The organism is Amycolatopsis magusensis (assembly GCF_017875555.1).
Taxonomy (GTDB): Bacteria; Actinomycetota; Actinomycetes; order Mycobacteriales; family Pseudonocardiaceae; genus Amycolatopsis; species Amycolatopsis magusensis.
In genome coordinates, this window is sequence record NZ_JAGGMS010000001.1 from 3,848,964 (window position 1) to 3,861,638 (window position 12,675).

Here is a 12,675-nt window from a genome sequence, read left to right on the forward strand (position 1 = left end):
TGGGGACAGGGGAAGTGCCATGTCGGGGACGGTGCGGCTGCGGCCGCCGAGCAAGGAGCTGAACCCCCGGGTGATCGGCTGGTGGCGCGTGCACACCGCGCTGACGTTCGGGATCCCGGTGCTGGTGCTGGTCGTGCTGGGGGTGTGGCTCAGCGGGGCCCGGTTCTGGCTGCTGCTGCCCGCGGTGGTGCTGGCGGTGATCGGGCTGCCGTTCACCGTGCTGATGCCGCTGTGGTGGTACCGCGTGCACCGCTGGGAGGTCACCGACACCGCGGTCTACGTGCGGACCGGGTACTTCTGGCAGGAGTGGCGGGTCGCGCCGATGTCACGCATCCAGACCGTGGACACCCTGCGAGGCCCGTTGCAGCAGGGGTTCAAGCTGGCCACGGTCACCGTCACCACGGCGTCGTCGAAGGGCCCGATCAAGATCGAGGGACTGGACCACGAACTCGCCGCGGACCTGGCGCAGCAGTTGACCGAGACCACGCAGGCCACGCCGGGTGACGCGACATGACCGTGCCGGAAACCGCCGAGCCGTGGCGGAAACTCGACCGGCGCACGATCTACGTCAGCGCGCTGGCGCTGGCCGGGGTGGCCGTCGGCGCGGGGGTGCCGACCGGGATCGGGATCGCCTCGGGCTCTTCGCCGTGGGTCGCGCTGGCCTGGGTGCTGCCCGGCGCCGTGCTGCTGATCGTCGTCGGCACGGTGGCCGACTACCTGCGCTGGCTCAAGACCCGCTACCGGATCGGGCCCGAGCGCGCCGAACTGCACACCGGGGTGCTGCTGGTGAAACGCCGTTCCCTGGCCAGGGAACGGATCCGCAACGTCGACCTGACCGCGAACCCGCTGCTGCGCGTCTTCGGGCTGGTCACGGTGAAGATCGGCACCGGGGAACAGAGCCAGGGCGGCGAAAGCACGCTCGTGCTGAACCCGGTGACCAAGCACGAAGCCGACCGGCTGCGCCGGGAACTGCTGGACCGAGCGTCCACTGTGGACGCACGGCCGGGGGTGGACGGCACGCTCGCCCGGCTCGACCCGGCCTGGATCCGGTACGCGCCGGTCTCCTTCGTCGCCCCGGCGCTGGGCCTGGCCGCCGGTGGCGCGGTGATGCAGGTGTCGGACTGGATCGGCTTCCAGGACGGGTTCGTCCGCTGGATGATCAGCCTGTTCGCCGGTTTCCCGCTGGTGGCGGCGATCCTGGTGCTCGCGGCCATCCTGCTGGTGGTCGGGCTGATCGGCTCGCTGGTGCTGTTCGTCGAGATGTGGTGGAACTACCACCTCGAGCGCGAACCCGGTGGCACGCTGCGCGTCCGCCGCGGCCTGCTGACCACCCGGTCGATCTCGATCGAGGAACGGCGGCTGCGCGGGGTCGAGGTGGTCGAACCACTCGGCACCCGGCTCGCGGGCGCGGCCAGGGTGGACGCCGTGGCGACCGGCATGGTGCAGCGCAAGGAGGACGACAAGACCGACAACAAGACGCTGCTGCCCGCCGCACCCAAGGCGCTGGCCGACCAGATCGCCGCGGTGGTGCTGCGGGAGGAACGGTCGCCGACCGAGGCCGCCCGGCTCATCTCGCACCCGATCGCCGCGCGCGGACGGCGGCTGCGGTGGGCGATCGGCACCGTGGTCGTCCTCTGCGCCGTGCTCGCCGGGCTCGGTCTGCTGCTCACCGACGTGTTGCTGCACCTCGCCTGGATCGCCGCGGTGGTCGGCCTGCCGATCGCGGTGGTGCTGGCCTTCGACGCCTACAAGGCGCTCGGGCACGGCATCTCCGGTGACTACCTGGTGGCCAGGGCGGGGACCGTGCGGCGGGCCACGGTGGCGCTGCAACGCGACGGCGTGATCGGCTGGACGGTCAAGCAGTCGATCTTCCAGCGCCGGGCCGGGCTGATCACGCTGACGGCCACCACGGCGGCGGGCAGCGGCGGGTACGACGTGCTCGACGCGGGGGAGGGCGAAGGGCTCGCCTTCGCCGACGAGGCGGTCCCCGACCTGCTCGGCCCCTTCCTCGAGCGTGCTTAGGCGCTGTCCTGCGGGTTTGGTCGATGGGCTTCGTGATCCAGGTGGTTCCTGGCGGTGCGGGCGATTCGGCCTCGTACTGGCCGTACTAGGCCGAACTCGCCCGTGCCGTCAGGGGCCGCCTGGGTGCGGAGAGCGCGATCTTGACCCGCAGGACAGTGCCTAATGTGGGGGCATGCGTAGTGCGTTCGGGGAGCGGTTCGAGGTCCCGCCCGGTTATCTGAACACGCCCAGCATCGGCGTGCCCCCGGCTTCGGCTGCCGACGCGGTGGCCGAGGCCGTGGCGCGCTGGCGCCGCGGTGCCGATCGGCCGCCGGACTTCGACGCGGTGGTGGCGGCATCACGGGCGGGGTTCGCACAGTTGATCGGCGTCGGTGCCGAGCGGGTCGGCAGCGGCGCCACGGTCTCGCAGCTGATCTCGATGGTCGCCGCCGGACTGCCCGACGGCGCCAAGGTGCTCGTCGCCGAAGGGGACTTCACCAGCGTCACCTTCCCCTTCGCGGCGTGCGCCCGGCGCGGGGTCACCATCACCGAGGCGCCACTGGCGGAGCTCGCGGACCACGCCGAGGGCCACGACCTGGTCGCGGTGAGCGTGGTCCAGTCCGCCGACGGCCGCTACGCCGACCTCGACGCGCTGCGGGCCACCGGCGTCCCGGTGCTGCTCGACGCGACGCAGGCCATCGGTTGGCAGCCGCTGGACCTCGGCTGGGCCGATTGGGTGGTCTCGGCCTGCTACAAGTTCCTGCTCGCGCCCCGGGGTGCCGCCTGGATCGCGGTGCACCCGCGGGCGATGGAACGCACGGTGCCGGTCGGCGCGAACTGGTACGCGGGCGAAAACCCCTGGGACACCGTCTACGGGCTGCCGATGCGGCTGGCCGACGGCCCGCGCTCGTTCGACCTGTCGCCGACCTGGCTCTCGCACGTCGGTGCCGCGATCACGCTGCCGTACCTGGCCTCACTCGATCTGGCACAGGTCCGGGCACACTGCGTGAAGCTGGCCGACTCGGTGCTGACCGGGCTCGGACTGCCGGGGCGGGGCAGCGCGATCATCTCCCTGCCGCAGCCGGACGCGCCCGAGCGGCTCACCGAGGCCGGGGTGGTCTGCAGCAAGCGCGCCGGGCGGACGCGGCTCGGCTTCCACCTCTACAACTCCGCGGAGGACTGTGACCTGGTGTTGACCGCCCTACGCGGGCAAGAGGCCCGTTCGAGTGACCACCCCAGCCCGTAGTCGGTTACCGTGACACCTCGTGGTTGGTGCCAACTTCTCCTACCCCGGCGGTGACGCCGCGGGCGACACCGCGCCGCTGCCCCGCGTGGGACAGCGGCCCGCTGCCCCGCCGCCCCCGTCCCGCTCGCGTGCGCTGTTCGGCAATCCGCTGTTCAAGGGCGTCGGCCTGGTGCTGGTGGCCGTGGTGTCCGGCCTGGTCTGGTGGCTGATCCGGTACGAGTCCGAGCCCGAGGTGCAGGCCCAGCCGGACCCGCTGGTCTCCGGCGAGTTCAAGTACGAGCGCGTCGCCGGACCGGTGACCAGCACGGACTGCGCGGGCAACTCCTACGGCGAGATCGAGCGCTGGTTCGCCGCGCACCCTTGCCAGCGGGTGGTCCGCGCGCTGTACGTGACCAACGCCGGGGAAGGCGCGCGTGCGCTGGTCTCGGTGGTGCTCGTGACCATGCCGGACCCCGAACTGGCCGCGCAGCTCAAGGCGGTCACCGACACCGACGACACCGGCAACATCAACGACCTGGTCCGCGACGGCACGGCCAAGCTGCCCAAGGCGCCGGAGGTGGCCAAGGGCAACTACGAGTCGAAGGCCAGCGGCGCCGACGTGACCATCGTCGAGGGCGACTTCTACGACAAGCACAAGGACGACCCGCTGCTCAAGCGCGTCACCACCGACGCGCTGCGGCTGTCCGAGGCGCTGCGCCCCGGTACCTGAGCCGCTCAGGTGCCCGGCAGGGCCATCGCGGGCGGCTGCTCGCCCGCTTCCTTGCGCCAGGCCGTCCCACGGGTGGCCGAGCCGACCAGCGCGCGCAAGGCGATCGTGCGCAACGCCGCGTCGTCGGTGCGTTCGAGCACCCCGCGCCAGGCGGCGGCCGCGTCCGCTTCGGCGGTGGCCACCAGCGCCATCGCCGACTTCGAGTCGGTCACCGGCTTCGGCGGCAGGTAGGCCGGTTCGGTGGTGACCGGGTCCGCGCCCGCCGCGGTCAGCAGGCGCTCGCAGGCGTCGCGCCGGTCCCGGTGGGCCAGCGCGCCGTTCTCGGTGCCGCTGCGGAAGTCGTTCGGCAGGAACGCGGTCACCAGGCTGTAGACCCACACGGCCGCGTGCTCGGCGGCCAGCGCGCCCTGCAGCGACTCGACCGCCTCCGGGATGAGCTGACCGGTCTTCGTGTCCGGCTCCACCTCGTCGTCGGCGTCGCCGGCGCCCAGTTCCGGCGACAGCTGCTGCACCGAGGCGCACCCGGCGGCGACCGCCCCCGCCAGCCCGGCGCGGTGGCGCGGCAGCGTCGGCACCAGATCGGCCGCCTGCTTGCGTGCCTGCTCCAGCCGTGTCTTCAACCCGCCGATCGCCGTCACCGGCGTGGTGTCGGCCGTGCTCGCGGCCTTGGGCCGGTTGAGCCGGTCCACTTCGGACTGCAGCGCGTCGGCCTGCGCGGTGCGCACGGCGGCGACCTGCTTGGCCAGTTCGGCGGCCGCCCCGCCACCGCCGGCCAGCGCGGTCGCCGCGGTGGCGTCGGCACGCGCCTGCTCCAGCAGCGGCGCCAGCTCGTCCGGGGCGGTCTCGTAGCCGTCGCCGCACGCGGCGGCCAGCGGCAGGGTCACGGCGGTGCTGCCCAAGAGCAGGCCCGCCCGCAGGAAGCGCCGCCGGCTCAGCGGTGTCGGTCTTGATCTCACGACGCCCCATCCTGCCAGCAAGCCGATGCCGACCGCGCTCATGCGTGCCTGACGGCGTACCGGATAAGCTGGACCATCACTGAGCCGAACAGCCGAACAGGAGAGCGCCAAGGTGGCAGGAGAACTCGCCGGGCGGCTCGAGCCGATCGTGGCCGAAGCCGTTTCGGGCGCGGGTTTCGAGCTCGATGCCCTCGAGGTGCAGCAGGCGGGCCGGCGCAAGCTGGTCAAGGTCGTCGTCGACGGCGAGGACGGCGTGGGGTTGGATGAGGTGGCCGAACTCAGCCGGACCGTCTCGGCCGTGCTGGACGACCAGGAGCACATCCTGGCCGGGGCGTACACGCTGGAAGTCACCTCGCCGGGCGTCGACCGCCCGCTGAGCAAGCCGCGGCACTGGCGCCGCGCGCGGTACCGCCTGGTCCGGGTCACCCCGGTCGAGGGGGCCGCCTACGCCGGCCGCGTCGGGCCGTGCGACGAAGAAGGCGCGCGGATGCTGGTCGACGGCGAACTTCGCACCGTCCGTTACAGCGAGGTCGCCAAAGCGGTGATCGAGATCGAGTTCCGGCAACCGCCGGCCGAGGAGCTGCGGCTGCTCGAGAGCGACCCGAAGGAGGAGTCGAAGTGAACGTCGACATCGCGGCACTGCGTGCGATCGAGCGGGACAAGGACATCCCCTTCGAGACCGTGATGGAAGCCATCGAAACCGCGTTGCTGACCGCCTACAAGCACACCGACGGGCACCAGCCGCACGCCAGGATCGACATCGACCGGAAGTCCGGGCACGTGCGCGTGCTCGCGCACACCCTCGACGACAGCGGTCAGGTCGACGAGGAGTGGGACGACACCCCGGAGGGCTTCGGCCGGATCGCCGCGACCACCGCCCGGCAGGTCATCCTGCAGCGGCTGCGCGACGCCGAGCACGAGAAGACCTTCGGCGAGTTCTCCACCAAGGAGGGCGAGATCGTCGCCGGGGTGATCCAGCGCGACGCGCGGGCCAACGCCAGGGGCATGGTCGTGGTGCAGATCGGCGGCACCGAGGGCGTGCTGCCCTCGGCCGAGCAGGTACCGGGGGAGTCCTACCAGCACGGCAGCCGCCTCAAGGCCTACGTCGTCGGGGTCTCGCGCAGCGCGCGCGGCCCGCAGATCACCCTCTCGCGCACGCACCCGAACCTGGTGCGCAAGCTCTTCGCGCTCGAGGTGCCGGAGATCGCCGACGGCACGGTCGAGATCGCGGCGGTGGCGCGTGAGGCAGGTCACCGTTCCAAGATCGCGGTGCGCTCCACGGTGTCGGGGGTCAACGCCAAGGGCGCGTGCATCGGCCCGGTCGGCGCCCGTGTGCGCAATGTCATGAGCGAGCTGGCCGGCGAGAAGATCGACATCATCGACTACTCCGAGGACCCCGCCCGCTTCGTCGGGAATGCGCTGTCGCCCGCGAAGGTTGTCTCCGTACGGGTGGTCGACGAACGGGCGAAGACCGCCCGCGTGGTGGTCCCGGACTTCCAGTTGTCGCTGGCCATCGGCAAGGAGGGGCAGAACGCCCGCCTCGCCGCACGGCTGACCGGGTGGCGGATCGACATCCGGAGCGACTCCGCCGAGGAGCCCGTGGAAGAGCCTGTCGAAGAGGCTCCGGCGGCCCCGGAAACGGGGTCCGGAGAAGCTCCGGCAGGACTCGATCAGGACTCGACTCCGCGTCCGGCCACAACCGGTTCCGCCGACTGAAGGGCCAGGGGCTAGACTTGGGAGTGGTTCGAAGCTCGGAACCGGAAATCGCGCTCGAGCACCGGGGAGACCCGGTGCGTACGTGTGTCGGTTGCCGGGAGCGGGCTTCGTACGGTGAGCTGCTGCGAGTGGTAGCGGTCGAGGGCAGGCTGGTCGCCGACGAACGTCGGCGGTTGCCGGGGCGGGGTGCCTGGGTGCACCCGGTCGCGCAGTGCCTGGCCAAGGCCGAGCGGCGGCGGGCGTTCCCCCGGGCGTTGCGAGTGCCCGGTCCGCTCGACGCGGCGCAGTTGCGGCGGTTCACCTCAGGTGTCACCGGGTGACGGGCTCCAGTGGAGCTCGCCGCCCGGAACGGCGCGGGACGTCCCCGTGCCGCGTGGATTCAAGGAAGCAGGTCGACCCGTCATGAGTCAGCCGTGAAGCTGAAGCCATGAACGCGCGACAATAGGACGAGGTCTGCGGTCTTGCCGCCGGCCTCCCCAGAACAGGAGTGCTGTGCCAGGCAAGGCCCGCGTACACGAGCTCGCCAAGGAGCTCGGGGTTACCAGCAAGGAAGTACTCGCCAAGCTCAAGGAGCAGGGTGAGTTCGTGAAGTCGGCGTCGTCGACGGTGGAGGCCCCCGTGGCCCGCCGCGTCCGTGACGCCTACGAGAAGAAGGACGCCGCCAAGGGCGGCAAGAAGCCGATGCCCGGCCCGTCCAACGGGGCGAAGCCCGGCCCGAGCCCGGCCAAGATGGCCCCCAAGCCCGCCACGCCCGCGCCGCAGCAGGCTCCCGCCCAGGAGCGTCCGGCTGCGCAGCAGCAGCAGGCTCGCCCGGCCACCCCCGGCTCGCGGCCCGGCCCCGGTCCGCGTCCGGGCCCGCGTCAGCAGCCACCCGCGCCGCAGCAGCCGGAGGCCCCGAAGCCGGAGCAGCAGCAGGCCCCGGCGGCGGCGAAGGCCGCTCCCGTGGAGCAGGCGGCCCAGCCGGAGGCCCCCAAGCAGGAGACGCCCGCCGCGGCTTCTCCCGGTGTGGTGCCGCCGAAGCCGCAGGGCCCCAAGCCCGGTGGCCCGAAGCCCGGTCCGCGCCCGCCGCGGGTCGGCAACAACCCGTTCGGTGTCGGCTCGGGTGCGCCCGCGCCGCGTCCGTCGGGCCCGCGTCCCGGTGGTGGGCAGGCAGGCGGCGACCGGCCGCCGCGCCCCGGTGGCGACCGCCCGCCGCGTCCCGGTGGGGATCGTCCCGCCGGTGACCGTCCCGCGGGCAACCGGCCGAACCCGGGCAACATGCCCCCGCGGCCGAACCCCGGCATGATGCCGGGCCGTACCCAGCGTCCCGCTCCCGGCGGTGGCCGCGGTGGTCCCGGTGGGGGCGCCCGTGGTGGCCCCGGCGGCGGTGCCCGTGGCGGTCCCGGTGGCGGCGCTCGTGGTGGCCCCGGCGGCGGTGGCGGCGGTTTCCGTCCCGGTGGCGGCGGTCCCGGTGGCGGCGGCGGTGGCTTCCGCCCCGGCGGCGGTGCCCCGGCCGGCGGTGGCGGTTTCCGCGGTGGCGGCGGTGGCCGTGGTGGCCCCGGCGGCCGCGGCGGCACGGCCGGTGCCTTCGGCCGTCCCGGTGGCCCCTCGCGCAAGGGCCGCAAGTCGAAGCGGCAGAAGCGCCAGGAGTACATGGACAACATGCAGGCGCCCAGCGTCGGTGGTGTCCGTCTGCCCAAGGGCTCCGGTGAGACGATCCGGCTGCCCCGCGGTGCCTCGCTGACCGACTTCGCGGACAAGATCGACGCGAACCCGGCTTCGCTGGTGCAGGTGCTGTTCCACCTCGGTGAGATGGTCACCGCCACGCAGTCGGTGTCGGAGGACGTGCTCGAGCTGCTCGGCTCCGAGATGAACTACGTCGTCCAGGTGGTCAGCCCCGAGGAGGAGGACCGCGAGCTGCTGGAGACCTTCGACATCACCTACGGCGACGACGCCGGTGACGAGGAGGACCTGCAGATCCGGCCGCCGGTGGTGACCATCATGGGTCACGTCGACCACGGTAAGACCCGCCTGCTGGACACGATCCGGAAGACGAAGGTGCGCGAGAGTGAAGCCGGTGGCATCACCCAGCACATCGGCGCCTACCAGATCGAGACCGAGCTCGAGGGCACGCCGCGGCTGATCACCTTCATCGACACCCCCGGTCACGAGGCGTTCACCGCCATGCGTGCCCGCGGGGCGAACTCCACCGACATCGCGGTGATCGTGGTCGCCGCCGACGACGGTGTGATGCCGCAGACGGTCGAGGCGATCAACCACGCGCAGGCCGCCAAGGCGCCGATCGTGGTCGCGATCAACAAGATCGACAAGGAGGGCGCGAACCCGGACAAGATCCGGCAGCAGCTCACCGAGTACAACCTGGTGGCCGAGGAGTACGGCGGCGACACCATGTTCGTCGAGATCTCCGCGCGGCAGAACATCAACATCGATGGGCTGCTCGAGGCGATCCTGCTCACCGCGGACGCCGCACTGGACCTCCGGGCCAACCCGGACATGGAGGCGCAGGGCGTGGCGATCGAGGCGCACCTGGACCGCGGTCGCGGTCCGGTGGCCACGGTGCTGGTGCAGCGCGGCACGCTGCGGGTCGGCGACTCGGTCGTCGCCGGCGACGCCTACGGCCGCGTCCGCCGCATGGTCGACGAGCACAACGTGGACGTCACCGAGGCGACGCCGTCGCGTCCGGTGCAGGTCATCGGGTTCACCTCGGTGCCCGGTGCCGGTGACACCTTCCTGGTGGTGGACGAGGACCGGGTCGCGCGGCAGATCGCCGAGCGGCGCCAGGCCCGCATCCGCAACGCCCAGAACGCGGCGAAGCGGAAGCGCGTCAGCCTGGAGGACCTGGACTCCGCGCTGAAGGAGACCAACACCCTCAACCTGATCATCAAGGGTGACAACTCGGGTACCGTCGAGGCACTCGAAGCGTCCTTGCTGCAGCTGGACGTGGGTGAGGACGTCGACCTCAACGTGGTGCACCGCGGCGTCGGTGGCGTCACCGAGAGCGACATCGACCTGGCGACCGCTTCGGACGCCATCGTGCTGGGCTTCAACGTCCGGGCGCAGGGCAAGGCCACCGAGCGGGCCACGCGTGAAGGCGTGGACGTCCGCTACTACACGGTGATCTACCAGGCGATCGACGAGATCGAGCAGGCGCTGAAGGGCATGCTCAAGCCGGAGTACGAAGAGGTCGAGCTGGGCAAGGCGGAGGTCCGCGAGGTCTTCAAGTCCTCGAAGATCGGTACCATCGCCGGTTGCCTGGTCACCTCCGGGGAGATCCGCCGCAACGCGCGGGCGCGTCTCATCCGCGACAACGTCGTGGTCGCCGAGAACCTGCCGATCAGCTCGCTGAAGCGGTTCAAGGACGACGTGGTCGAGGTCAGGGACGGCTACGAGTGCGGTCTGACCCTCGGGTCGTACAGCGACATCAAGGTCGAGGACGTCATCGAGACCTACGAGCAGCGCGAGAAGCCTCGCGCCTGAGGTGCGGCACCGGCCGGGGACGGGTTCGTGGTCCCCGGCCGGTGCACGTCCTGGAGGGTTGATGTACGTAGGTGCGCTCGAGTTCGACCTGCTGCTCGGGGACGTGCACTCGCTCAAGCAGAAGCGCTCGGTGGTGCGCCCGCTGATCGCGGACGTGCGCAAGCGCTTCGAGGTGTCGGTCGCCGAGGCCGGGCACCTCGACCTGCACCGCCGTGCGCTGATCGGGGTGGCCGTGGTGGCCGCCGACACCGAGCACGTGCGAGACGTCCTCGACGCCTGTGAACGCCTGGTCGCCGGCCGCCCGGAGCTGGAACTGCTCTCCGTGCGGCGCCGGCTGGTCGGGCCCGACGACTGAGAAAGACTTCGGAGAAAGGGGTGTGCGTCGTGGCCGATCCGGCACGCGCGCGCAAGCTCGCCAAGCGGATTACCCAGATCGTGGCCTCCGCCATCGAGCACGAGATCAAGGACCCGCGGCTGGCGACCGTGACGATCACGGACACCAAGATCACCGCGGACCTGCACGACGCGACGGTGTACTACACCGTGCTCGGCGAGAAGCTCGACGCCCCGCCGGACCTGGCGAGTGCGGCGGCGGCGCTGGAGTCGGCGCGCGGGGTGCTGCGGTCGAAGGTGGGGCAGGGGACCGGTGTCCGGTACACCCCGACGCTGACCTTCGTCACCGACAACATCCCGGAGGAGGCGCAGCGGATCGAGGATCTGCTGGCCAAGGCCAGGGAAGCCGACGCCGAGGTGGCCCGCCGGGCGACCGGGGCGCAGCCCGCCGGTGACGCGGACCCGTACCGCGCGCCGCGGGTGGACGACGACGAGTCCGTCTGATCTTCCTTGTCCGGCAAGGGCTTCTCGCGACGGGCGCTGCTGCTGGGCGGCGGCGCCCTCGCGGCGGCGGCCTGCTCGCCGTCCGGACCGGCTGAGCCCGTGGCGGAGTCGATCCCGCCCGTGGTGCCCGCGCCACCGACACCGGCCGATCCGGTCACCGTCGAACGCGTGTGGTCCGCGGCGCGCGGGTCCGAACTGGACCTGGTGCTGATCACCCCGGAGGGTGTGCCCGCCGCGGACCTGCCGGTCTGCCTCGCGTTGCACGGCCGTGGTTCCAGCGCCCGGACCTTCGTGGACCTCGGGCTGCCGTCGATGCTGACCGAGGCGGTGCGGGCGGGGATGCCGCCGTTCACCGTGGCCGCCGTGGACGGCTCGAACTACTGGGTCGCCGTCGACCCGGCCGACGATCCGCAGCGGATGCTGACCGAGGAAGTCCCCGGCTGGCTCAGCCGCCGTGGTCTCGGCCTGCGCACCGGCGGCGTGCCGTCGGCGGCCATGGGCATCTCGATGGGTGCCTTCGGCGCGCTGCGCTACACCCGTGACCACCGCGACCTGCGGGCCACCGCCGCGATCAGCCCGGCGCTGTTCGTCGGCTGGGGTGACGCGCGCTCGCGCAAGGTGTTCCGTGACCGCGCGCAGTGGGAGTCGCACGAGCCGCTGCTGCACGCCGACGACACCGCGCCGGTCCCGATCGGCGTCTGGTGCGGCACGCAGGACCCGTTCGCCGGCGCCGCCCGGCGCTACATCCAGGCGGCCCGGCCCCAGGTTTCGCGGCTCGCGCCAGGTGGGCACACGGACAAGTACTGGAAGAAAACCCTGCCCGACGTGCTCCGCTTCCTCGGCGACCACCTCAAGCAATGAGCTTGCTGCTGGTCCTGGTGAGGACGCCGGCGAGCAGGTCGTAGTCGACGTCCTGGCCCTCGGTGAAGTCGGCCGCCTTGCGGTCGCCGTTGCCCAGTGCTCTCAGGACACCCTTCACCGGCTCGATTTCCCCGGCCCCGAACACCATGAACGACACCTTGCCGCGTCCCACGTGGAGCACGGCGGCGTGCTTGCCGTTCTTGAGGAAGTGCGGCTTGCCGTACTCCAGTCGTTCCTCGGCGCCGGGGATGGTCGCGTGGACCAGCTCCCGCAGCTTGCCGCAGATCTCCGCCTGCCAGGGAAGCGTCTTGGCGAGGTAGTCGGTGACTTCGTTGTGCACGGCGTTCTCCTTCACGAGTTGGCTGAGCGGCGGGCGTTCCGCCAGACGGTGCTGTCGACGAAGTGGTTGTCGTAGCGTTCTTGGGCCTCGAAGATCTCCCCGGGATCGGCGTCGCCGTCGCGGATCCGGCCGAGGAGCCGGAAGTACCCGAACCGCTCGACGCCGGGGGTGAACGCGATCAGCAGGTCCGCCCCGGAGCCCGGCGCCGCGCCGAAGGCGTGGACGGTGCGTGGCGGCACGAACAGCAGGTCCCCTTCCCGTGCCGTGACGATCTCCTCGCCGAGGAGTACCTGCAGGACACCGCCGAGGACGAAGAACGTCTCCGCCGATACGCGGTGGTAGTGCGGCGTGGCCCCGTCCTGGCCTTCGCCCAGTGTCGTGCGGGTGGCACTCAGGAAACCCCCGGTCGCCGGCACGTCGGCGAGCAGGGAGATCGTGTCGGGTCCCGTTCCCAGGACTTCCGCCTCGGTCCGCCGCACCACCAGCGGCTGGACCCGCTGCTCGGTGCGCTGTGCTGTGCTCATGAGCTGAT

General features: G+C 71.9%; 14 protein-coding genes. 11 read left to right on the top strand and 3 right to left on the bottom strand.

Annotated features, from left to right (window positions below; genetic code table 11):
- The first annotated feature begins 19 nt into the window (after nucleotides 1–19).
- From JOM49_RS17125 to JOM49_RS17140, 4 genes are all read left to right on the top strand, one after another.
- Nucleotides 20–514 carry a PH domain-containing protein gene (locus JOM49_RS17125; RefSeq protein ID WP_209665274.1) on the top strand — a complete coding sequence of 165 codons (495 nt, stop codon included), beginning with the start codon at nucleotides 20–22 and terminating at the stop codon, nucleotides 512–514.
- Nucleotides 511–2,022 carry a PH domain-containing protein gene (locus JOM49_RS17130; RefSeq protein WP_209665275.1) on the top strand — a complete coding sequence of 504 codons (1,512 nt, stop codon included), beginning with the start codon at nucleotides 511–513 and terminating at the stop codon, nucleotides 2,020–2,022. The genes JOM49_RS17125 and JOM49_RS17130 overlap by 4 nt, the downstream gene beginning before the upstream one ends.
- Nucleotides 2,023–2,194: 172 nt before the next feature.
- Entirely contained in the window at nucleotides 2,195–3,247 is a 1,053-nt protein-coding gene (locus tag JOM49_RS17135) for an aminotransferase class V-fold PLP-dependent enzyme (protein WP_209665276.1), read from the top strand.
- Between the two features lie 19 nt (nucleotides 3,248–3,266).
- Complete coding sequence (locus JOM49_RS17140) at nucleotides 3,267–3,956, top strand: hypothetical protein (RefSeq protein ID WP_209665277.1); 690 nt, start codon at nucleotides 3,267–3,269, stop codon at nucleotides 3,954–3,956.
- Between the two features lie 5 nt (nucleotides 3,957–3,961).
- Here the strand turns inward: JOM49_RS17140 and JOM49_RS17145 are convergent, their stop codons facing one another.
- Nucleotides 3,962–4,912 (bottom strand): ferritin-like domain-containing protein, encoded by a 951-nt coding sequence (locus JOM49_RS17145; RefSeq protein WP_308158771.1) that lies wholly within the window; start codon nucleotides 4,910–4,912, stop codon nucleotides 3,962–3,964.
- A 112-nt stretch (nucleotides 4,913–5,024) separates the two neighbouring features.
- Between JOM49_RS17145 and rimP the strand changes: the two genes are divergently transcribed.
- The 7 genes from rimP to JOM49_RS17180 all read left to right on the top strand — a co-directional run bounded on the left by rimP (nucleotide 5,025) and on the right by JOM49_RS17180 (nucleotide 11,803).
- Entirely contained in the window at nucleotides 5,025–5,534 is a 510-nt protein-coding gene (gene rimP / locus JOM49_RS17150) for a ribosome maturation factor RimP (RefSeq protein ID WP_209665279.1), read from the top strand.
- Nucleotides 5,531–6,628: a transcription termination factor NusA gene (gene nusA / locus JOM49_RS17155; RefSeq protein WP_209665280.1), complete on the top strand. Its 1,098-nt coding sequence runs from the start codon at nucleotides 5,531–5,533 to the stop codon at nucleotides 6,626–6,628. Before rimP ends, nusA begins: the two co-directional genes overlap by 4 nt.
- Nucleotides 6,629–6,651: 23 nt before the next feature.
- Complete coding sequence (locus tag JOM49_RS44335; protein WP_395906992.1) at nucleotides 6,652–6,948, top strand: YlxR family protein; 297 nt, start codon at nucleotides 6,652–6,654, stop codon at nucleotides 6,946–6,948.
- Between the two features lie 172 nt (nucleotides 6,949–7,120).
- Complete coding sequence (gene infB / locus JOM49_RS17165) at nucleotides 7,121–10,105, top strand: translation initiation factor IF-2 (RefSeq protein WP_209665282.1); 2,985 nt, start codon at nucleotides 7,121–7,123, stop codon at nucleotides 10,103–10,105.
- 61 nt (nucleotides 10,106–10,166) lie between these two features.
- Complete coding sequence (locus JOM49_RS17170) at nucleotides 10,167–10,460, top strand: DUF503 domain-containing protein (protein WP_209665283.1); 294 nt, start codon at nucleotides 10,167–10,169, stop codon at nucleotides 10,458–10,460.
- A 29-nt stretch (nucleotides 10,461–10,489) separates the two neighbouring features.
- The gene (gene rbfA, locus JOM49_RS17175) at nucleotides 10,490–10,942 is read left to right on the top strand and encodes a 30S ribosome-binding factor RbfA (protein WP_209665284.1); all 453 of its coding nucleotides are present in this window, start codon (nucleotides 10,490–10,492) and stop codon (nucleotides 10,940–10,942) included.
- 6 nt (nucleotides 10,943–10,948) lie between these two features.
- On the top strand, nucleotides 10,949–11,803 hold the full coding sequence (locus JOM49_RS17180; protein ID WP_245369355.1) for an alpha/beta hydrolase: 855 nt from the start codon (nucleotides 10,949–10,951) through the stop codon (nucleotides 11,801–11,803).
- Here JOM49_RS17180 and JOM49_RS17185 read toward each other — a convergent pair.
- Nucleotides 11,793–12,143: a DUF1801 domain-containing protein gene (locus tag JOM49_RS17185; RefSeq protein ID WP_209665285.1), complete on the bottom strand. Its 351-nt coding sequence runs from the start codon at nucleotides 12,141–12,143 to the stop codon at nucleotides 11,793–11,795. The two genes, JOM49_RS17180 and JOM49_RS17185, sit on opposite strands and share 11 nt — an antisense overlap.
- 11 nt (nucleotides 12,144–12,154) lie before the next feature.
- Entirely contained in the window at nucleotides 12,155–12,667 is a 513-nt protein-coding gene (locus tag JOM49_RS17190; RefSeq protein ID WP_209665286.1) for a cupin domain-containing protein, read from the bottom strand.
- Nucleotides 12,668–12,675 lie beyond the last annotated feature (8 nt).